Annotated in this window: 17 protein-coding genes and 3 tRNA genes; 16 read left to right on the plus strand and 4 right to left on the minus strand. The window is 61.4% G+C overall.

Translation table 11 applies throughout. From position 1 onward, the window contains the following. Window positions 1-67: 67 nt before the first annotated feature. Window positions 68-763 (minus strand): B3/B4 domain-containing protein, encoded by a 696-nt coding sequence (locus OKC29_RS18525; protein ID WP_073350607.1) that lies wholly within the window; start codon window positions 761-763, stop codon window positions 68-70. A gap of 43 nt (window positions 764-806) precedes the next feature. On the opposite strand from OKC29_RS18525, the gene OKC29_RS18530 reads away from it, so the two are divergent. After that, window positions 807-1,409, plus strand: coding sequence for a helix-turn-helix domain-containing protein (locus OKC29_RS18530; protein WP_073350608.1), 603 nt, complete (start codon window positions 807-809; stop codon window positions 1,407-1,409). Window positions 1,410-1,739: 330 nt separating this feature from the next. Here OKC29_RS18530 and OKC29_RS18535 read toward each other — a convergent pair. Then, window positions 1,740-1,827 (minus strand) — tRNA-Ser (locus OKC29_RS18535). Between the two features lie 183 nt (window positions 1,828-2,010). Then, a complete protein-coding gene (dauA, locus tag OKC29_RS18540) occupies window positions 2,011-3,807 on the minus strand; it encodes a C4-dicarboxylic acid transporter DauA (RefSeq protein WP_174892445.1) in 1,797 nt (598 codons plus the stop codon). A 493-nt stretch (window positions 3,808-4,300) separates the two neighbouring features. Between dauA and OKC29_RS18545 the strand changes: the two genes are divergently transcribed. The 10 genes from OKC29_RS18545 (at window position 4,301) to OKC29_RS18590 (ending at window position 14,371) form a co-directional block, all read left to right on the plus strand. Next, a tRNA-Asn gene (locus OKC29_RS18545) sits at window positions 4,301-4,376 on the plus strand. Between the two features lie 2 nt (window positions 4,377-4,378). Further along, window positions 4,379-4,454: transfer RNA gene (locus tag OKC29_RS18550), tRNA-Asn, on the plus strand. A gap of 143 nt (window positions 4,455-4,597) precedes the next feature. Beyond that, entirely contained in the window at window positions 4,598-5,083 is a 486-nt protein-coding gene (locus OKC29_RS18555) for a YqhA family protein (RefSeq protein WP_011706364.1), read from the plus strand. 117 nt (window positions 5,084-5,200) lie between these two features. Next, window positions 5,201-5,650 (plus strand): hypothetical protein, encoded by a 450-nt coding sequence (locus tag OKC29_RS18560; protein WP_011706365.1) that lies wholly within the window; start codon window positions 5,201-5,203, stop codon window positions 5,648-5,650. Between the two features lie 4 nt (window positions 5,651-5,654). After that, window positions 5,655-8,624, plus strand: a complete 2,970-nt coding sequence (locus tag OKC29_RS18565) for a YncE family protein (RefSeq protein ID WP_162275708.1) — start codon at window positions 5,655-5,657, stop codon at window positions 8,622-8,624. After that, entirely contained in the window at window positions 8,624-9,448 is an 825-nt protein-coding gene (locus OKC29_RS18570; protein WP_039213490.1) for an FTR1 family iron permease, read from the plus strand. Before OKC29_RS18565 ends, OKC29_RS18570 begins: the two co-directional genes overlap by 1 nt. A gap of 91 nt (window positions 9,449-9,539) precedes the next feature. Next, on the plus strand, window positions 9,540-10,964 hold the full coding sequence (locus OKC29_RS18575) for an FAD-dependent oxidoreductase (RefSeq protein WP_162275709.1): 1,425 nt from the start codon (window positions 9,540-9,542) through the stop codon (window positions 10,962-10,964). A 132-nt stretch (window positions 10,965-11,096) separates the two neighbouring features. Then, window positions 11,097-11,669, plus strand: a complete 573-nt coding sequence (locus OKC29_RS18580; RefSeq protein WP_073350611.1) for a hypothetical protein — start codon at window positions 11,097-11,099, stop codon at window positions 11,667-11,669. 179 nt (window positions 11,670-11,848) lie between these two features. Then, window positions 11,849-13,132, plus strand: a complete 1,284-nt coding sequence (locus tag OKC29_RS18585) for a hypothetical protein (RefSeq protein ID WP_073350612.1) — start codon at window positions 11,849-11,851, stop codon at window positions 13,130-13,132. 51 nt (window positions 13,133-13,183) lie between these two features. Further along, window positions 13,184-14,371 carry a Bcr/CflA family multidrug efflux MFS transporter gene (locus tag OKC29_RS18590; RefSeq protein WP_016351032.1) on the plus strand — a complete coding sequence of 396 codons (1,188 nt, stop codon included), beginning with the start codon at window positions 13,184-13,186 and terminating at the stop codon, window positions 14,369-14,371. A gap of 124 nt (window positions 14,372-14,495) precedes the next feature. On the opposite strand, the gene OKC29_RS18595 is transcribed toward OKC29_RS18590, so the two are convergent. After that, window positions 14,496-14,963, minus strand: a complete 468-nt coding sequence (locus tag OKC29_RS18595) for a DUF4357 domain-containing protein (protein WP_016351033.1) — start codon at window positions 14,961-14,963, stop codon at window positions 14,496-14,498. A 197-nt stretch (window positions 14,964-15,160) separates the two neighbouring features. Here OKC29_RS18595 and OKC29_RS18600 point away from each other — a divergent pair, with 197 nt between their 5' ends. The 5 genes from OKC29_RS18600 to OKC29_RS18620 all read left to right on the plus strand — a co-directional run. Further along, window positions 15,161-15,841 carry an ABC transporter ATP-binding protein gene (locus OKC29_RS18600; protein WP_073350613.1) on the plus strand — a complete coding sequence of 227 codons (681 nt, stop codon included), beginning with the start codon at window positions 15,161-15,163 and terminating at the stop codon, window positions 15,839-15,841. A gap of 21 nt (window positions 15,842-15,862) precedes the next feature. After that, complete coding sequence (locus OKC29_RS18605; RefSeq protein WP_073350614.1) at window positions 15,863-18,310, plus strand: FtsX-like permease family protein; 2,448 nt, start codon at window positions 15,863-15,865, stop codon at window positions 18,308-18,310. After that, on the plus strand, window positions 18,307-19,374 hold the full coding sequence (locus OKC29_RS18610; RefSeq protein ID WP_162275710.1) for a lipocalin-like domain-containing protein: 1,068 nt from the start codon (window positions 18,307-18,309) through the stop codon (window positions 19,372-19,374). Before OKC29_RS18605 ends, OKC29_RS18610 begins: the two co-directional genes overlap by 4 nt. Window positions 19,375-19,761: 387 nt before the next feature. After that, window positions 19,762-21,081 (plus strand): AAA family ATPase, encoded by a 1,320-nt coding sequence (locus tag OKC29_RS18615; protein WP_073350616.1) that lies wholly within the window; start codon window positions 19,762-19,764, stop codon window positions 21,079-21,081. 53 nt (window positions 21,082-21,134) lie between these two features. Beyond that, the coding region (locus OKC29_RS18620; RefSeq protein ID WP_270669489.1) for a DUF4435 domain-containing protein at window positions 21,135-21,612 on the plus strand (478 nt) is incomplete at its 3' end.

The raw sequence follows: 21,612 nt of genomic DNA on the forward strand, positions 1-21,612 counted from the left end.
CTGCAATACCGCGGCAGGAACGCCCTTCCTCTCAGCGTTGGGATAAAGGGCGCCACTGCTGCCGGGTTCAAGGAAGATCGAAGCCGACCAGGCTCTGCTCGATGCGGGCATCAGGCATCATGCACCGCAGCCCGTCCACCAGCCTGGCACCGGCCTCCTGCAACGCCGCCAGCGGCATCTCGGGCAGGCTCTCCAAAATGAACCACATCTGTCTGGCATCGCTATCCAGGCGCGTTCTCACCCCCTGACGCCAGTTCCAGCGCCGGCAGGTAACGCCCAGATCGTCGCGCCAGATCACCTCGCCCGCCTCCGGGCACTCCTGCGCAGGCGCCCCCTCTTTCATGGTGTCAAAGGCTTCGCTGCCATCGGCAATGACCAGCCGGGGCGTCCCGACATAGGCGGCCAGGTTTTCCCCGCCGACCGGGAGGGCATAGGCGAGGCTGATGGCGTTGTAGAGATCCACCACGGGATCGATGCTCGGCAGGGCGCCATCACGCAGCACCCGCTTGCGCAGGGCATCCGCCGAACAGGGAGTACGCTGGGGTTTGGCGCCAAACCCCTTGAATACCTCGGCCCAGGCGGCCAGATGCGCCTCGGTCCAGGGCGCGGGGTCGTATAGAACTCGCTGGCAGGCCTGCGCCAGCTCATCGGCGGCGATGGCTGGATTGGCAATCTCGTCGGTCTGCAGGGTGATGCTGATAGCCCGAAATCCCGGGGCCAGCGTCGCCAGCGCGGGATCGATTGACGGTTGTACCGATCTCATGGAATATCCTTATATCGACTATTTTATTTCATGATAATGACCGATGACCAAGAGAGTCAATATAACGACCGATGCCGGCGCCGACGTGGGGCATGTCACCGCCGCCGTCTCCCGCCGGCTCAAGGAGTACAGACAACAGGGCCGACTGTCGCTCGATGAGCTGTCACGCCGGGCCGGGGTGAGCAAGGGGATGCTGGTCGAAATCGAAAAGGGAGCGGCCAATCCCAGCATCGCCATCCTGTGCAAGCTGGCCGCCGCGCTCGGGGTATCGGTTGCCGATATCGTCGACGTGGCCAGCACCCCGACGCTGCACCTGATCGAGCCGCAAGCCATCCCGACCCTGTGGCAGGGCCCGCTCGGCGGCTCGGCCCGCCTGCTGGCCGGCACCCGGGGGCCGGACATGATAGAGCTGTGGCACTGGCAGCTGAACCCCGGCGAGCAGTTTGACTCTGACGGCCACCCGCCCGGCACGGTGGAGCTGTTTCATGTTGAGCAGGGTACCCTGCAACTGCAGCTGGGAGAGAGCGAGCTTGCCGTCACTCAGGGCTGCTCTGCCGTGGCCCGCACCGACCTGCCCCACGCCTATCGCAACACAGGCGACAGCGTGCTGCGCTTTACCATGACGGTAGTGGAACCGCACGGCTGAGGCTGGCCGCTGCGAGGTGACAAACCCTATCCTGGTAAACACGCCTTCTGATAAACAAAAAGGCCCCGTCTTGCGACGGGGCCTTTGCCAATTGGTGGCGAGCACGGATATGGCTGCGCCCAAAACAAAAAACCGACCATCAGGTCGGTTCTTCAATATGGGCGATGGGTCGGGATTGACTCACGCCATCCCTGGCGCTCGCACTGCGGGCGGCCTCTGGCCGTCCAGATGGGCTATCCTGCCCACCTGTCGAACCAGGGCTCGAACCAAGCCGCCCGTCACCGGATAAAGTAAAAGGGCCTGTCTTGCGACAGGCCCTTTTACTTTATTTGGCGGTGAGGGAGGGATTCGAACCCTCGATACGTTGCCGTATACACACTTTCCAGGCGTGCTCCTTCAGCCACTCGGACACCTCACCAAATTTTGGTCTGCTGTTTAACGTGCTCAGCCAGCACGATGTTCGCTGCGCTGTTGCGCTGGAACGGGGCGTAATGTACGGGATACGACGGCATGCGGTCAATGCAATTTTTCACTTTTTGCGTTCGTTTGCTCATTATCCGAACCAAGTGACTAAAAACATGCCGTTTCGTATCCCTTTCCATCAATTTCCGGTCGCTTCGTGCAAGTGCTCGCCTTTGAGCGCCTCTTCCAGCGAGCCGTAAAACTCAAGCTGACCGGGCACCGGACGCACCTTGGCACGCGCCAGAGTCTTGAGCGGCTGGAACTGCAGCTCGGCCACCCTCAGCTGCACCCCCGCCTTGGCCATCTGCTTTTCAAACTGCAGGAAGGCGGAGAGCCCGCCGGCGTCCAGGATGGAGACCGCCTCCATCTGCAACACCAGCAGCTTGTGGCCCTTGACCTGGGCTACCAGCTCGCCGAACACCCGCTCGGCAGCGGCAAAGAACAGCGGGCCGTTGATCTTGTAGAGCAGCGCCTGCTCCGGCACCTCATGGGCGTAGCGCTTGTGATCCGCCAGATCGTGCAGCTTGGTCATCTTGGCAATCTCGCGCATGAACAGCAGGGAGGCGAGGATCACCCCGAAGGTGATGGCGATGACCATGTCGAAGATGACGGTCAGCGACAGACAGACCAGCAGCACCAGCACGTCGGATTTGGGTGCACGACGGATCAGCTCCACCACCTTGTGCGCCTCGCTCATGTTCCAGGCGACGATGAGCAGCAGGGCCGCCATGGCCGAGAGCGGCAGCCAGGAGAGCCAGGGCGCCAGCACCAGGATGGCCGCCAGCACCACCAGCGCATGCACGATGCCGGAGATGGGAGAAGTTGCCCCGGCCCGCACGTTGGCGGCGGAGCGGGCAATGGCGGCGGTGGCGGTGATGCCGCCGAAGAAGGGGGCAACGATGTTGCCAAGCCCCTGCCCCACCAGCTCGGCGTTGGAGCTGTGCTTGCGACCTGTCATGCCGTCCAGCACCACGGCGCAGAGCAAGGATTCGATGGCTCCCAACATCGCCATGGAGAAGGCGGCGGGCAACAGGCGCTCGATGGCGGCCAGGTTCCACTCCACCGGCGAGCCATCCGGCCCCGGCAGAGCCCAGGGCATCACCAGGGTCGGCGCGATGGGCGGGATCCCCATGCCCTGGCTGCCGTCGGCCAGGGTATAGCTGAACTTGCTGCCGATGGTGGCCACATCCACTCCGAACTGATGCAGGCCAAAGCCAAGGCCCACCCCCACCAGCACGGCGGGCAGATGGCCGGGCACCGGCAGCCGCAGGCGCGGCCAGAGCAGCAGCACCGCCAGGGTCGCAACCCCGACCAGCGTATCCCCCCACTGCCAGCTGGGCAGGGCATGGGCCAGCGCCTCGACCTTGCCGATGTAGGTTTCCGGCATCTCGGGAACGTGCAGGCCGAAGAAATCCTTGATCTGCAGAGTTGCAATCACGATGGCAATACCACCGGTGAAGCCCAGGGTCACCGAAGGCGGAATGTACTCGATGAGGCGTCCGAGCCGGGCCACCCCCATGGCCACCAGGAAGAAGCCGGAGATCAGGGTCGCCATCAACAGGCCGCCCACGCCGAACTGCTGGGCTACCGGATAGAGAATCACCACAAAGGCGGCAGTCGGTCCCGAGATGGAGAAGCGGGAGCCACCGGTCACGGCGATCACGATGCCGGCGATGATGGCGGTATAGAGACCGTGCTGCGGCGGCACGCCACTGGCGATGGCCAGCGCCATGGCCAGCGGAATGGCTATGATGCCGACCGTGATGCCGGCGATCAGGTCGCGGCCGAAACGGGGAACGCTGTAGGGTTCGTCAATACAGGATTGGCGTAAAGCAATGGCCAGCTTCACGCTTTGCAAAGGTGCTTGGTTGTGCATGTATTCGTAATACCAGAAGAGGGAGATAAAGGCCGGATTGAACCGGCGCCCGATCATCATCAAGGGCCGGCAGAGCTGTCGACACGGCGATGGTATCCTGGCCAACCATACCCCAGCCGATGAAATATTTCGATGGGCGGGATCAATGAATGGCCGTTACCACGCAGAATTAGCGTTTATTGTCAGCATATCGACCACTTTTCTCACCATTACGCAGCACACTCACTTCGCCTGCTAACCAATTTATCCCGCCCTTATGCATGCCCTGTCTCTCCCCCCTTTATATCTGCCATTGCTCGGCCATAAGGCAGCTGCTCATCCCGCACCATGCCATCCCGAGCATCAGCATATCCTCATCCATCCCCTCCTTATGCCACTGAGCCGTCTCGATGAGCCCGAGAGGGCAGCGCCAAGCTGCTGATTGTGCTGAAAATAGTCCACAGCGGCCAAGTTTTGGGCAAACGGGCCAAAATCCCCTTTTTGCAGCGGATCGCGGGTTGACACCCGGCGGATGGGCCATTAATATCCGCAGCGTCTCGACGAGACAGGCAATTCCTCCTTAGTTCAGTCGGTAGAACGGCGGACTGTTAATCCGTATGTCACTGGTTCAAGTCCAGTAGGAGGAGCCAATTCCCTCGTAGTTCAGTCGGTAGAACGGCGGACTGTTAATCCGTATGTCACAGGTTCAAGTCCTGTCGAGGGAGCCACATTCGAAAGCCCAGCCTTATGGCTGGGCTTTTTTCGTTTCCCCTTTCTCTGCCGCCATCAGCCCTCTGTGCGCAAACAGGGATGCCCTCGATGGCGGATCCGCGCCATAATCAGCGCAACCTCACCCTCTTCAGGAGTTTTCATGCGCCGTTTCAACTTCATGCTCAATGGCAGCCGGTTGATGATGTTCCCCTTCTATGTCTGCATTCTGGTCTGCGTGGCTCTGCTGATGGTGAAATTCGCCATGCTGCTTTATGCCCTGTGCATCGACATCGTGGGCATTCACTACATGGACCTCATCACCGGCGTACTCACCCTGGTGGATTTCGTGCTGGTGGCACAGATGCTGATCCTGGTCTCCATCTGCGGCTATGTGCAGTTCATCCAGACCCAGGAGCAGCGCGAGGCGCTTGGCAACAACTGGCTCAGCAAGATCAACTTCGCCTCCCTCAAGCTCATCGTCATCAACTCCCTGGTCACCATTGCCGGGATTGAAGTGCTCAAGGCCTTCCTGGACGACGGGGTCGGCAACGAGGTGGAGATGAAGTGGTCGGTGATCGTGTTCCTCGCCTTCTCCACCGCGGCGCTCATCTACGCGGTCACCGAGCGGCTGGCGGACCACAAATAGCGCCGGTTTTCATTCAGCCTTTATTCATCAAGAGCGGAATTGATAACTCTTTTCATTACCTTTCCTGCATTGTAAACTTGCTCCCCCGGGCTGCACTGCCCGGGCGTTGGAGCACCTATGACAAGCCTTTCCCTCTCACCACGACACTGCTGGCAGTGGCTGGCCTATCACCATCAGGCCGCCGAGGGCTCCCTCTATCTGATGTTCTTCTCCGGCCTGCTGCTGTGGGAACCGCTGACCCCGCTCTGGTCGCTGGCACGCTGGAACCTGTTTCTGCACGTCGCCCTCTCGCTCACCCTGTTTCCCCTGCTGTTCGGCGCCTTCTGGCTCTCCCATCGCAGCCTGCTGCGCAAAAGCCGCAAGCCTTTCTTGCGCACCACCGGCCGCATCATCGAAGCCTTGCTGCTGGTATGTCTGGCCAGCGGGCTGCTGCTGGTGCTGCACGGCACCCCGGGCGATGGCATGGGCAACCTTGCCAGCTGGGCCCACTGGCTGAGCGCGCTCGCGTTGACTCCCCTGGTGCTGCGTCACGCCTGGCGCTGGACCATCTTGAAATGGCGCACCTGATCTTATGTTGAAGTTGTTGTTATCCCTGATGTTGGCCACCCTGCTGCTGGGGACCGCCTCGGCCCAGGAGATGGGCGCCGCCATGATTGCCTATGACGAGGGGAACGCCCCGCGCCTTGTTACCGCCAACCAGAGCGCCGGCTCGATCACCCTGCTTGAGCGTGATAGCGGCAAGCGACTCAAAGAGGTGCAGCTGGGTGGCGATCTGCGCCAGTTGGCCCGCGCCGATGACGGCACCTTGCTGGTGAGCGATTATCGCGGCGATCGCCTGCTGCTGCTGGATGATGATCTCACCCTGGACAAGGCGATCCCCACCGGCCATCGCCCCTACGGGGTCATTTTCGATGCCAAGCGGCAGTGGTTCTGGGTCACGCTGTTCGAATCCGCTCGCCTGCAGGCTTATGACACGGCGGGCAAGCTGCAGCTGGATATGGCCACGGCCGAGACCCCGCGCGGACTGGCCTTGACCGACAATGATCGCCTGCTGCTCACCCACGCCATGACCGGCCAGCTCGCCATCTATGATCTCGCCAAGCTTGAGAAGGACGCGAAGAGTGCTGCCCTGCCCAAGCCCAGACTCATCACCCTGGCCGAGACCCACAGCGACACCCCAAGCGACTCGCAGGGCTTGCCGCGCCTGCTCGATGGCATCGCCCTCTCCCCCGATGGTAGCGAAGCCTGGCTGCCCCACGTGCTGTGGAGTTTCGACCACCCCTTCCAGTTCCAGAGCACCGTCTTCCCGGCCGTCTCCATCATCGATTTGGATGAAGAGAAAGAGCGGGTGGACGAGCGCAAGCAGCTCTTTTTGCAGATCAACCTGCCCAGCGTCGGCAACCGCAGCCAAATCGTCTCCAACCCGTTTGCGGCGCGCTTCGCCGCCGATGGCAAGCGGGTCTATCTGACCCTGGCGGGCTCGGAAGATCTACTGGTGTTCGACCTGTCGCGCAGCGGCAAACAGAACAGCAACCGCCACCGCCGCAAGAAGTTCCAGGGGGGTGCCAAGGCGACCCAGCTCCTTCGCCACCTGCCGGGCCAGAATCCGCGCGATCTGCTGATCGATGGCGACCACATCCTGGTGCACAACGTCATGGGGCAGGATCTCACCCGCCTCAACACCGGTGGCAGCGGCCCGTTTGCCCGGGTCACCGTGGATCTGCCCCACTTCGCCAAACTGGTAGAGACGGATCCGCGCCCCGAGCCGCTTCAGCGCGGCGAGCGGCTGTTCAACCTGGGCAACACTGCCGCCAACAGCCGCTTCCCCATGGCGGGGGACAACTGGATGAGCTGCAACTCCTGCCATCTGGACGGGTTCAACTTCACCAACCGCTATCTGATGGCCGCCCACCGCCAGCCGAGCGGTGACAACGCCATCAACGGCCACGCCAACCTCGCCAACATGGTGGCGGGGGACTTTATCGGCGAATACCTGCGCATGACCCAGCAGACCCAGGGCGGCATGGGTCATGACACCCGCGATGGGGCCGAGCCGGTCGACCCCGCCAAGCCCCAACCCGAGGTGAAGGCGATGATGGAAGATCTGCACGCCTTCGTCACCGCCGATGGCAACCTCCCCTATCTTGCCAACTGGCTGCGGCTCGATGCCCCGCGCACGGATCCCGCCAAGGCACCGACCACTCATCCCAGGGAGTGGCTCAACTCCGCCTCCTGCCAGAACTGCCACCAACAGGCATTCCAGGACTGGAGCGAGAGCAACCACCGGCTGATGGGCAACTCCCACCCCTACTACAAGGTGGTGCAGGCGCTGGCTCGCGAAACCGAGGGCGAAGCCTTCGGCCAGTGGTGCCAGGGCTGCCACATGCCCCAGCAGGTGATGAACGGTCAGCAGGATCTGCCCAAGGGATCCCACATGTTCGAGCAGGGCGGCGCCTCGCTCATTGCCGCCCACAAAACAGGCGAGCCCGTGGTGGAAGAAGGCACCGGCTGCGTGCTCTGCCATCGCATCACCCGGCTCGAGGATGCCGGCGGCAACAGCGCCTTTACCGTGAATCTGAAAGACCGCGAGAGCTATGTGTTCGAGGATGCCGCCGGTGGCAGCCTCCAGCACTGGCTGGCCGAGCGGCAGATCAACGCCCGCCCCGCCATGCACAAGGCCTCCTACCAGAAGGATTTCTACCGCGACGCCGCACTGTGCAAGTCGTGCCACAACGAGTTTGCCCCCGGTACCGGCGCCAACATCGTCAACACCTGGGACGAGTGGGAGAACTCCAGCTTCGCCAAAGCCAAAGATCCTGCCAAGCGGCGCACCTGCATCGACTGCCACATGAACCCCGAACCGGGCAACGGCGGCGCGCCGGTGGCTGGCCAGTCCACCGAAAACGGCACCGTGAAAGAACGGCTCTACCGCCACAACTTCACCGGCGCCCAGCACCAGCTGGTGGGGCTGAGAAGTGCAACCCTCGAGCAGGAGAGCCTGGCCCTCTTGCGCTCAAGCGCCACCCTCTCGGCCCGTATCGAGCAGGGGGCCGCTAGCCCGCAGCTGGTGGTGCGGGTCGCCAATACCGGCGCCGGCCACGCCCTGCCCACCGGGGTCGCCGATTTCCGCGAACTCTGGTTGGAGCTGACCGTCACCGATGCCAGCGGCAAGCAGGTGCTTGTCAGCGGCCAGCCGGTGGATGGCGCCGTGCCCGACGATGCGCGGCTATTTAGAAAAGTGTTCGGCGATGCCGAGGGCAAGCCGGTGGGGCTCAAGTTCTGGCGCTACGCCAAGCTCTTGGAAGATACCCGCATCCCGGCAGATGGCTGGCGCGATGAAGCCTGGCCGCTGCCCGCAGATGCCCAAGGGCCCTTCAAGGCCGATATCAAACTCAATTTCCGCACCTACCCCAAGTGGGTCAATGATGCGGTGCGCGCCGCCGAGCCGAGCTTGCCGGAGCCACCCATAGTGCTACTCAATCGGCTGCAACTCACCTTGCCGCCTCTCCCCGTCACGCCCGCTACGGAGCCTCAATCCTGATGTTTGCAAGTTTTCTCATTACCCTGCGCGAGGGGCTGGAAGCCTTCCTGCTGGTCGGCATCTGCCTCTCCTACCTCGCCAAGCTGGGGGCGAGCCGCTACAACAAATTCGTCTATCTGGGGGTGGGGCTGGGTCTGCTTGCCTCCCTCGTCGTCGCCTTCCTGTTCCAGGTGGTGGTGAGCCAGTTCGAGAGCGAGCGCTACAACCATTTACTGATGGCGGGGATCCTGATTTTCGCCACCCTGGTGCTCACCTACATGGCGGTCTGGATGCAGAAGCAGGCCAAATCCCAGGTGGGGGCCATGACGGCGCGCATCGATGCCGCCATCGACGGCGGCAACCTGTTTGGTCTGGTGCTGCTCGCCTTCCTGGCGGTGATGCGCGAAGGCTTTGAAACCGTGCTGTTCTTCTCGGCCCTGGTCTACTCCGGACAAGGGGTGGATCTGCACGAGGGGCTGATGGGAGCGCTGGGCGGCCTGCTGCTGTCGGTGGTGCTGGTGTGGGGGCTGCTGCGCTCCACCCGCAAGGTGGCGCTGGCCCCCTTCTTCCGCTGGACCGGCCTGCTCATCATCATCATCGCCGCCGGGCTGCTGTCGTCCGCCGTCAACATGTTGCAAGCAGCCGGGCTCATCACCTTCTGGACGACGCCGGTCTTCAACATCAGTCACATTCTCGACGATCAGGGGGTATTTGGTACCTTCCTGCGCGCCCTGTTTGGCTACAATGCCTCACCAGCCGGCCTGCAGTTGCTGACCTGGGCCAGCTACCTGGTGATCTTCGTCACCGTCTGGCATCGCAACTATCGTCCCCAGCCCCAGCGCTGATCGCCCAGCGCGGCAGCGGATGACAAGGCGGCTCAGCGGGGCCGCCTTTTCAACGTCTTCTCTTTTGGTCAGCTTTTCGGATAACAGAGTCATGAGCGACAACAACACACAACACATTGCGGTACTGGGCGCCGGCCCTGCCGGTCTGATGGCCGCCTGGCGCCTGCGCCAGGCCGGTTTTGCAGTCACCCTGTTCGAGCAGGAGAGCGTGGTGGGCGGCATGTGCGCCACCCAGACTTTCAAGGGGCGCGACGGCGAGTATCGCTTCGACTACGGCGGCCACCGCTTCATCACCAAGAACCCCGAGCTGCTGGCCTTTATCGACGAGCTGATGGGGGACGATCTGCTCCACGCCGAGCGCAAGAGCGTGATCCGCTTTGGCGGGCGCACCTATGACTACCCCTTGAACCTGCCCAACCTGCTCAAGACGGCGCCACTGGCCCTGATGGCCGGTGCGCTGAAAGACTTGCTGCTGTTGCCCTTTGCCAAGAAGCCCACCGATTTTGCCAAGGCGAGCTTTGCCGAGTGGATCCAGAGCCACTTCGGCCGCACCCTCTACCGCCAGTTCTTCGAGGGCTACACCGGCAAGCTCTGGGGCATCAACCCGGACCAGCTCTCCGCCGACTGGGCCGGCCAGCGCATCAGCCTGATCGATCTCAAAGACGTGGCGCGCCGCCTGCTGCCAAGGCGCAACGGCAGCATTTCGGTGCGCACCTATGCCCGCAAGTACCGCTATCCCAAGTACGGCTTCGGCCAGATCTTCACCACCCTGGGGGAGCGGCTGATGGCAGAGGGAGTCGAACTCAAGACCAACGCCACCATCACCCGCCTCGAGCAGGCTGATGGCCGCATCGAACGGGTCTATTGGTCACAAAATAATGTGGAGCAGAGCGAGCGCTTTGATCAGGTGATCTCCACCCTGCCGCTGCCGCTCACCTGCCAGCACCTGGGCTTGCCGTGCGATCTGCACTACCGGTCGCTTCGCTTCGTCAATATGCCGCTCAAACAGGAGAACCTGTCGGACAACACCTGGCAGTACCTCTCCGACCCCCATATCCTGGCGACCCGCCTGCAGGAGCCGCGCCGCCGCAGCCCCTTTATGGCGCCCCAAGGCCAGACCTCCGTGATGCTGGAGATCCCCTGCAACCCGGGAGATGCCACCTGGCAGGCACCGCTCGCTGATCTGCGCGGCCGGGTCACTGCCGATCTCGCCGGCCTCGGTGTCGACACCCAGAAGCTTGGCGACGAGACCTTCGAGGCCCGCAGTGAGTACGCCTATCCGCTGATGGATCTGGGCTATCAGGCCCGTCGCAACGAAGCCATCAAGGCGCTGATGCCGATCACCAACCTCATCATGACCGGCCGTCAGGGGACATTCCGCTACATCTTCACCGACACCGCCATGGAGATGGGGATGATGGCCGCCGACATGGTGATCGACGGGGTGGACAGACGTCACGCCATCTTCAATCATCGCAACGAAAATACCGTGATTGAAACCCAGAGCGTGGCCTGATGGCCCCTGAATGTGGTGAACGAGGGAGGTGGACAGACGCCGCAACACCTTCAATCATCGCAACGAAAATACCGTGATCGAGACCCAGAGCGTGGCCTGAGTGCCGCGCCATAAGCAAACAAGGAGAACAGGATGACCATCCGCCCGGGTTTACTCGCCCTCGCTTTGCTGACGGGGCCCCTGCTGACCAACATGGGGCAGGTTGAGGCTTACTCCTACGCCGCCGCCGGCAAGGAGCCGCTGATCGATGCCCGCGAAGCATTGCTGGGCGCCGCCACTGACGGCAAGGATGCCAGCGCCACCTTGAGCGACATCGCCGAGGAGCTGACCTATCTGGAACAGCACCACAAGGTCGAGCTGCAAGCGCCGCTGGCGGCCGCCATCAAGGCCAAAGACGCCGCGGCTACCGCGGCCCTGCTCAACCGGGCCTACAAGGCTGAGATCGAGCGCCGCCTCGAGGGGGCCAGCCAGAACCTTGGCGACTATCAGACCGCCAAGGTGCTGGTTGTCAAGAGCAAGCGCTTCCTCGACTTGATCCTCCCATCGCTCAATGAAGGGGATCGCAAGGCCGCCGAACAGGCACTGGCCAGAGTGCTGGATGCCATCGGCAATCCGGGGGTGTTCGGGGTGGGCGCCAAGCCTGCCGATGCCACCGCCTTCGCCGAAGCCGAAAAGTCGCTGATGGCCGTGCTGGCGCCACTTTGATAGCCACCAGCCAATCATTGCGCCACCTCGCTGTGACAAACGGTGGGTTTCGCTGCGCGCTACCCACCCTACGCACGGCCGGCCGATAGATGCACCCGGACGCCGGTTTGCCCCCTTCTTCCCTTGCGGGAGAAGGGAGGGATCACCACGGCCGATTACGCGTCGCCAATCGACCCTACTTGCTTGCCCTGCTGCAACTGGCCTGGCTCGGCTGGCTGCTGACCTTCCCGGTGGCGCTCGATTCCGACGATGCCCTCAACTTTGCCCACGGGGTAGTGCGCTTCAGCGTGCTGGAGTTCTCCCCCCACTTTCCGGGCTACCCCGCCTTTATCTGGCTGGCGCGGCTGATCAATCTGGCGGTGGACGAACCGGCCCGTGCGGTGCAGTGGGCCAGCCTCTTGGGTAGCAGTTTGCTGGCGCCGCTCGCCGCCTCCCTCGCGGTCAGATTGTGGCAACGGCCAAGCCTGCTGGCGCCGGTCTGGCTACTGGTGCTGGCCCTGCCGCTCACCCCGACCCTGGCGCTCTCCGGCCTCTCGGACGGGCCGGCGCTGGCCGCCTGGCTGGGCGCGCTCCTGGCCTTGCAACAGCGCAAGATAGCGCTGGCGGGTCTGCTGTTGGGCCTCATGCTGGCGCTGCGTCCCTCCTACTTCGTGTTGGCCCTGCTGCCCCTTTGGCTTGGGATGGCACAGAAGGGCGCGCGCGTCAGATTTGTGCTCCCCATCGCGCTGGTGGGGCTAGCCTGCCTGCTGTTTGTCTGGCAGGCCGATGGCTGGGCCTATTTCAGCGAGGGGCGCCGCTTTACCGACGGTCACTTTACCCTGTGGGGCAATACGGCGGCGGCCCACGGCGATCGACTGCTGAGCTGGGCGAATACCTTCAACGATCAGCTCACCCCGCTCTGGCCCCTGTTGATGGGGGCCTTGCTGGTACTGCCGCTCTGGCAACGCTCAAAGGATCACAATCCAGCCCTCTCCCCCTGCTGGCCCCTCTACTGGCTCGTTCTGCTGCTCTGGACCCTGTTTGGCCAGAACCCGGACAATCCCCGCCATCTGGCGCCCATCACCCTGCTCGGCCTGGTGCTGCTGGCAGGCATGCTGCCGCGCCGGAGCGAGCTGCCAGCCATGCTGGGAGCCCTGTTGCTGCTGCTCTGCACCCTCACCCCGCCGGCGGCGCCAGCCATGACCCGGGCCGCCAGGCTGGCCGAGCAGAAGTGCCCGGCGCTGGTGACCCAGTGGGGGGTGAGGCTGCTGCGCGAAACCACGGCCCTGCCCGTCACCGACGGCTGGTATCAGGGGGATGCCCGCCTTGCATTGGCGCAAGGGGCCTGCCGGCTCAGCCGGCGTCCCCTCGGCCCGGAGGAGCTGCACGCCGGCAGCCAACGGGTCTGGTTTGCCCCCCGCTTTCACGCCGAGCCCGGCCTGTGGCTCGGCATACAGGATCACCCCCGTCACCAAAACTGGTAGACTGGATGTTTGTCACTCCCTGACTTCGCACTCATCAAGACTGGATAGCCTATGCCCCACGCCCCCCTCTCCCCCCGTTTCCTGTTCATCCTGCTCGGCGCGCTGGCGGGCCTGACGCCGCTCGCGGTCGACATGTACCTGCCCGCCATTCCGGCCATCGCCCGGGATCTGGCCACCAGCATCGACGGCGCCCAGCTCACCATCAGCGCCTTTCTGGGTGGCTTCGCCATCGGCCAGCTGTTCTACGGCCCGCTCGCCGACAGCTATGGCCGCAAGCCGGTGATCCTGGCGGGGCTGGTGATGTTTGCCATCGCCTCGGTGGGCTGCGCCATGGCGGACTCCCTGCCCGAGCTGCTGGCATATCGGATGTTGCAGGCAGCAGGCGGGGCGGCCGGCTCGGTGGTGGTCAATGCCCTGCTGCGCGACCTGTTCGAGAAGGAGGCCTTCTCCCGCGCCATGTCGTTCGTCATTCTGGTGATGACGCTCGCCCCTCTTGTCGCACCGGTGGTGGGCGGCTACATCAGCGCCCACAGCGACTGGCGGGTGATCTTCTGGCTGCTGGTGGGGATCAGCCTGCTCATCTGCCTGATGATGCAGTGGAAAATTCAGGAGACCCTGAAGCCCGAGCACAAGCAGCCCCTCAACCTCGGCCAGATCCTGAAGAACTACTGGGGCGTGCTCTCCCATCGCGGCGCCATGGGCTACGTGCTGTGCGGCTCGCTCTCAAGCTCGGGCATGTTCGCCTTCCTGAGCGCCTCCCCTTACGTCTACATCGAATACTTCAAGGTACCGACCGAGCACTATGGCTGGCTGTTTGGCCTCAACATCCTGCTGATGATGGTGGTCACCTTCGTCAACAGCCGGCTGGTGAAGGGGGTGGGCGCCGAGCGGATGCTGCAATACGGTCTGCTGGTGCTGCCCTGTGCCGGCGCCCTGCTCATCTACAACGCCTGGAGCCAGACCGGCGGCCTGTGGGGCATCGTCATTCCGGTGGTGCTGTTCGTCGGCCATATCAGCCTGGTGGGGGCCAACGCCATGACCGGCCTGATGGGCCACTTCCCGCAGTCGGCAGGCACCGCCTCGGCGCTGGCGGGCACCTTGCGCTTTGGCATCGGCGCCGTGGTGGGGATCCTGGTCAACCTCAATCCCCCCGAATCCCCGCTGCCGATGGCCATCGCCATCGCCGGCTGCGGGTTCGGCTCCACCCTGAGCTACTGGCTGCTGACCGGCAAAAAATAAGCCCCGAGCATCAATAAGCAACAAGCGACAAACAACAAGGCCGCCCACCTGCATCGCAGGGGGCGGCCTTGTGTTATCTGCACCTTGTCAACGGATCCTCTGCCCTGAGGGGCGAGGGCTCAACCTACTTCTTGCCGAACCCCGAGCGCTTGAGGGTGTAGCCGGCGCTGTTTTGCCAGGCGTCCAGCCCGCTGCGGTTGTTGCCCGCCACCAGGCTGGCGGCCAGGCTCGGGCTGTTGAACAGCTGATCGGCAGTAAAGACGAAGCCCCCTTCGCTGCGCGGGGCCAGGATCCCCTTGCCCAACAGCTCCTGGCGCAGTTCGATCACCGCCTCGCGTAAGGAAGCCGCATCCTCGCCGTTGGCGGTGGAGCCCGCCAGCACCATGAAGCCGGGGTTCTGCCGCTTGCCCACCGGATAACCGTGAGCCTCGGCCCCCTTGCCGTTGAAGTGGTAAAGCTCGCGCTCGCCCGGCTTGTTGTCGGAGAGCGCCTTTTGCAGGGTCATCAGCTCGTTGTAAATCTCGATGGGGACCACGGCAGCCTGCTTGTTGCCCTTGCTGTCGATGATAAAACTGACTTGCTTGTGTAACATCCTTGCGCATCCTGTGACCCATGGAGGCCCCTATTCTAACCACCACAGGCGAGCGGGATCCAGCCAGGATCCTCACCTCTTTTGCAGCCTTGATCACTAACTGGCACTCTCGCACAAAGGCAAAGCCACGTGATCATTAGGCAGGGGAGCAACGTACATGGCATGATGAAAGCCATTGACCATCAACCGGTTATCCCATGCTGACCCTGCGCAATCTCGGCAAGAGCTTCGATAACGGCAGCGAACGGCTGCCGCTGTTTCACCACCTTGATCTGGCCCTGGCGGCCGGCGAGATCACCCTGCTGCTGGGGCAGAGCGGCTGCGGCAAGTCGACCCTGCTCAACCTCATCGCCGGCCTCCTCCCCCCGGATGAGGGGGAGATCTGGCTGGGGGAGACCCGCCTTGACAACCAGTCGGCGGATGAGCGGGCCCGCTTGCGTGGCCGCCATTTCGGCATCGTCTATCAGGACTTCAACCTGCTGCCGACCTTGACCGTGGCCGAGAACCTCGCCCTGCCCCTTGCCATCAACCAGCTTGCCCGCGATGAGACACGCATTGACAGCCTGCTGGAGCGCCTCGATCTGGCCCACAAGCGCCATGCCTGGCCGGAGCAGCTCTCCGGCGGCCAGCGCCAGCGGGTGGCGCTGGCTCGCGCCCTCATTCACCAGCCCCAGTGGCTGCTCGCCGACGAGCCCACCGGCAGCCTCGATGAACACAACGCCGAGCAGGTGATGGCGCTGATGATGGCGGCGGTGCGGGGCACCGGCGCCGGCCTCTTGCTGGTGAGCCACAACCCCGCCTATGGCGCCCTGGCGGATCGGGTGCTGCGCCTTGAAGGGGGCCAATTGGTCGAGCTCAAGGGGCGCCGCCATGACTGACGTCCGCCACGGAGGGCAGTGATGCTGCCGCTGCCGCTCAAGGCGCTGCTGCGCCTCTATCGCGCCCACCCCTGGCTGCTGCTGATGAGCCTGGTCGGGCTCACCCTCGGGGTATCCCTGGTGGTGGCCATCGAGCTTTTGAACCACAGCGCCCGCACCAACTTCGTCGCCGCCCGCAGCCAGCTGGCGGGGGAAGCGAACTACCGGCTGGCGCCGGACGGCGGGCTGGACGAGCAGCTCTATGTGACGCTGGTGCGCAGCCAGCCGAACCTCGACGCCATGCCCCAGTTGCACGGCTGGCTGCAAGATGAGCAGGGGCGCAGTTTTCAGCTGCTGGGGATGGATCTGTTCAACCCCGGCCCCTTGCGCCGGCTGTTTGGCGCCGCGCCGGACAATAAGCCCACCTTCTCCCTCACCCGCGCCGACAGCGTCTGGCTGGCCGCCCCCGAGGCCAAGCGCCTTGGCTGGCAAACGGGCCAGAGCCGGCGCTTCGTGCTGGGGGGCGGTGAAGGAGCGCCGCCCCGCCCGCTGACCCTCACCCTGGCCCGCACCTTCGAGCCCGGCGCCATGCCCATGGAGCGGCTGCTGGTGACCGACATCGGCCTCGCCCAGCCGCTGCTGGGCAAGGAAGGGCGGCTCGATCGCATCGTCTTCAAGCTCAGCGAGGGCGAGGCCAATACCTTGCAAAGAGCCTTGCAGGTGGCCCTGCAATCCTATGCCCCCCATCAGCCCCTCTGGCTTGAGCCCATCAGCCCGGCGCTCGATGCCAGCCAGCTCGGCGATGCGCTGGCGCTGAACCTCACGGCGCTCTCCCTGCTCGCCATGGCGGTGGGATTGTTTTTGGTGTTCAACGCCCAGCGCTTCGTGCAGAGCGTGCGCCGTCCCCAGCTGGCCCAGCTCATCATCCTCGGCATGCCGCCGCGCCGGCTGCTGCGCTGGCTGACCCTGGAAATCCTGATCCTCGCCAGCATCGGCACCCTGCTCGGGCTGCTGTTGGGGAGCCTGTTGGCCCTCGCCCTGATGGGGCAGCTCACCCAGGCGCTGGCCGATCTCTATGGCCCCAACCCCATCGATCTGCTGCGCCTCTCCCCCGCCAGCCTTGGCAAGGCGCTGGTGATCGGCCTGCTGGGCACGCTCGCCGCCAACCTGCCCGGCTGGTGGCAACTGCTGCGCCAATCCCCCCTTGAACTACGAGAGGGCAACAGCCGCCCGCCGGCTCAGCCCTGGCAACGTCGGGGGCTCGCCATCGCCATCTTGCTGCTCTGTGCGTTCTGTCTGTGGCGGCCAGAAACCGGGCTGGGCGGCGCCCTCTTCGTGGCCGGCGGCTGGCTGCTGGCCATGGCGCTCGCCCTGCCCGATGTGCTGCGCGCCGTGCTAGGCCGGCTGCGCCGACGCGAGCGCGGCCCCCTCAGCGCCCGGCTCGGGGTGGCCGAAACCCTCTATCACCTGGATCGCACCGCCATCGCGGTGATGGCGCTGCAACTGGCCATCGCCGCGGCCATCGGCATCGGGGTCATGGTGTCGAGCTTTCGCTCGAGCGTGGAGATCTGGCTCGGCCAGCGCCTGGCCGCCGATCTCTACGTCACCGCCCCCAAGGGGGTGGCCGGCAGCAAGGGCGCCCTGAGCGAGCAGACCCTCAACACCATACTCGCCGCGCCGGACGTGCGCGCCGCCTCGCGCCGCTCGGTGCACCCGGCCCGCTGGCAGGGGCAGCCCATCGAATGGGCGCAGATGGACTTTATCCCCGAGCTGAAAGCCGCCTATCCGCTGCTGATCGGGCGCTGGCCCGCCACCCCCGCCGAGGTGCTGGCGAGTGAACCGCTGACGGTGCGCCTTGGGGTCAAGGTGGGCCAGCGCCTCGAGGTGAGCGGCGAGCAGGGGCCACGCACCTTCACCGTCACTGGCGTCTATCAGGATTACGGCAGCGACAAGGGGCAGATACTGCACGCCTTCGAAGGGGGCAAGGTGCAATCCCTGGCCCTCTTCAGCCCGCACGTTGATCGCCTCACCGATCGCCTGCGGGCCCAGTTTGGCGAGCGGGTGAACCTGTTGCCCGCCCCCGCCATCCATGCCGCTGCCCTCAGGGTGTTCGATCAGACCTTCGTGGTGACCGAGCTATTGAAATTGCTGATCCTGGGGATCGCCTTCGTCGGCATCGGCTCGGCCTTCATGGTGCTGGGGCTGGCCCGGCGCGGCGAGTTGCAGACCCTGCAAAGCCTTGGCCTGAGCCCCCGCCACTGCCGCCGGTTGCTGGTGTGGCAGGGGGCGGGCTTGGGGCTGCTCACCGCGCTGTTGGCCCTGCCGGTGGGCTATGGCCTTGCCTGGGTGCTGATTGAAGTGGTCAACCCCCGCGCCTTTGGCTGGCGGCTGGCCTTCGAGGCTGCCCCCCTGCACGCCGTCACGGCGCTCCTGCTCGCCCCCGTCTGTGGCGCGCTTGCCTCCTGGTACGCCGCAAGGAGAGTGGTATGAAAACATTCAACATCTGGCCGCTGGCGCTGATCTGCACCCTGTATGGCACCGGGATCAGTGCCAACGATCTGGGCGCCATCCTTGGCGGCGGCAACAATCACTTCAAAAAGGCCCTGCCGGGTCAGTCCATCAACCTGCCCGCGGATCACGGTGCCCACCCCGACTACCGCTCCGAGTGGTGGTATCTCACCGGCAACCTGAAAGACCAGCAGGGGCGCGGCTACGGCATGCAGTGGACCCTGTTTCGCCAAGGCATCGAGCAGGAGATAACATCCGACAACCCCTGGCTCACACCCCAGCTCTGGCTGGCCCAGTTCGCCATCGCGGACTTGAGCAAAGGCAGCCACCTGCAGGACGAGCGCACCACCCGCCAGGGGCCAGGGCTCGCCGGTGCCAGCGGCGGTCAGTATTGGCTGAAAGAGTGGGCACTGGCCTCTCAAGGGGAATCGCTCTTTCCCGCCACCCTCAAGGTGCAGAGCAAGGCGGGGGATCTTGATTTGAAAGTAAGCGCCGCCAAGCCGGCGGTGCTGCAAGGCAAAGCGGGTTACAGCGAGAAGAGCCCGGGCAACGCCTCCTTCTACTACTCCTACCCGCGCCTGACCATCAGCGGCACCTTGACCCTGGATGGGGAGATCCGCAACGTCAGCGGTGAGGGTTGGTTTGATCACGAGTGGAGCAGCTCGGTATTGGCCGAGTGGCAATCGGGCTGGGACTGGTTTTCACTGCAATTTGAAGATGGCCGCGAGCTGATGCTGTTTCGCCTGCGCACCAAGGCAGGACGCACGGAGCCGGAGAACCGCTACGGCATCCTGATTGAACGGGACGGCAGCAGCCGGGTGCTGGATCCTGCGCAGATCCGCCTCACCCCCGGCAAGACCTGGCGCGGCCCCAAGGGGCAAGCCTACCCCATCGAGTGGCAGCTGGCAGCCGGCGATATGAGGCTCACCATCCAGGCGCGCCAGCCCGATCAGGCCATGACGGGGCGCTTTGACTACTGGGAGGGGGCGGTATCCGTCTCGGGAGACGCAAAAGGCGTTGGCTATCTGGAAATGACGGGGTATTGATAAATCTACAGCCAACAGGTAATCCTCCTCCCAACCCCCTTAGTATCCCAAAATCTCTTACCCTCACCCATCTAGTGGTGGCAATTACTTACGCAATGCCACTGCTCTGGAGCAAAAAGATCATATTGAAAGAATCATCCCAACTCGAATATTTTCCTCCTACAGCTATGAAATCTGACCGCCGTCAAAATTTCACTAAAAATTCATGCGCAGGATAGATTTCCCCCAACAAATAACATCCATTGTTGATAACATGTCTTTCAGGTTTCTTGCATACCTTTGATACACCTATAAATGGCCCATTTCACGCCAGTGAAACGAAGCACTTATAAACCCATAAAGTCGCCCCTACCGGTTGCTAAGAAAGACGTTTAATATGGAGCATGTATGATCAAAGAATTTTTCATAAACAACTTGTATGAGGAAAGGAATGTTAGAATCCCCTTCGACTCAGAATATAAAATCATTGTTGCCGAGAATGGTTATGGCAAAACAACCATATTAAATTCATTCTATGCTCTAGTTTCAGGAGATATCTCGAAACTTAGAAAAGTTGTCTTTGATTCTATTGGCATAGTATTTTTAGATGGAGAGAGAATTTCATTTAAAAAGTCAGATTTTGAGGCAGATCTTGAATTTATAAAAGGCCACCACTTTTTTGTTCATCTAGAAAAGCGGCTTGGAGAAGACTTTATTCTTGAACTAATAGATGATGTACGCAAGTTCCCTTCTCATGCGATGGAAAGGTCCCATCTATTTAGACATGCCACGAATTCTCTTGATATTCCTCCTTCAATCCTAAGGGATTATTTGAGAGAAATTAGAAGCAGTAGACCTAATAAAAAAATCAATTCTTCAACACAAGACAAACTCGATCACATCAAGAATAAATTTCCTTTAAAAACATTACACCTCCCAACCTACCGTCGCGTTGAAGAAGATATTCGTGCTTTTAGCGAAGTCAAAGATGGTTCACAATCAAGACTTTCATCTATCAATTTCGGAATGAGTGATGTGAAGTTAAGCATTGAAAAAATCACGTCTGAAATTTTAAACTCATCTATTGAATGGTTCTCAAAAATCAATGGTCAGATGTTATCTCAATTGGTTAATGGATTTGCAGTGACGGATGAAATGAGATCATCTATATCGAGTCCAAGAGCTGTTGAAATTGTACTGGAGCGCATTGGGAAAAATATCTCCCCCTCTCATAAAGAGCAAATACTCTCTCTTGTAAAAAGTCGAGAAATATTCTCTGGACATGACCCTCTTATTTATTTTATAAGTAATTTACTTAAAGTATATGAGCAACAGCAAGACAACGACGAAGCAATACAGCAATTTACAAAGGTAAGCAATAAATATTTGACTGATAAAGAGGTTGTTTATGACGAAAGCAACGTCACTATCGAAATAATAAGAAAGAAAAATGGTCGTGCCGTAGATATTGAAAGTCTATCATCAGGCGAAAAACAAATAATCTCTCTCTTTGCATTACTGTATCTTCAAAGAAAAGAGGAACTGGCCATATTTTTTGATGAGCCAGAGCTTTCATTATCGATGGAATGGCAGAAAACCCTGCTACCTGATATTGTATCTTCTGGAAAATGTAAATTTTTATTCTCAACAACACATTCCCCATTCATTTTTGAGAATGAACTGGAATCTCATACCGTGGATTTATCTGAGTATATCGAGGAACTCTAATGTCAAGGGTTAATACATTAGTGAAATCTCGTGACAACTTGTCGGTAAAGTTCATGGAATTTACAAGAGTTGTCTCTAAGAATAAACATGCCATTTTCTTTGAGGGAGAGGATGAAAAGTATTATTCCATAAGAATAAACAACATCCGCCCAGATATTAAATGGTCTAGTATAAACTGTGGCGGTAAATCTAATGTAATTGAACTTAGACGAAAAGTTAGAGAGCATAGAACGTATTCTTTAGCACCTTGTATGTTTTTTATTGATGCTGACTTTGATGACAATTCTTCACTTCTTGGCTTCAATGATATTTATGTCACACCATGCCACTCAATTGAAAACCTCTATGTGAGCCTGGACTCCTACATTAGAATTTTAAGCGCTGAATTTGGAGTTAGTGAGACAGGTGAAAATAACCTTTGCTTTACTAATGCGGTTAGATGTTTTGAGAACACCGCGAATTCAACTTCGAAGTGCGACACTCGCCTATGCCGCCTGACGGTACTCTTCGAATACCTTGACAGGCTGCCTG

Origin of the sequence: Aeromonas sp. QDB34 (genome assembly GCF_027705405.1) — a bacterium.
GTDB lineage: Bacteria > Pseudomonadota > Gammaproteobacteria > Enterobacterales > Aeromonadaceae > Aeromonas > Aeromonas hydrophila.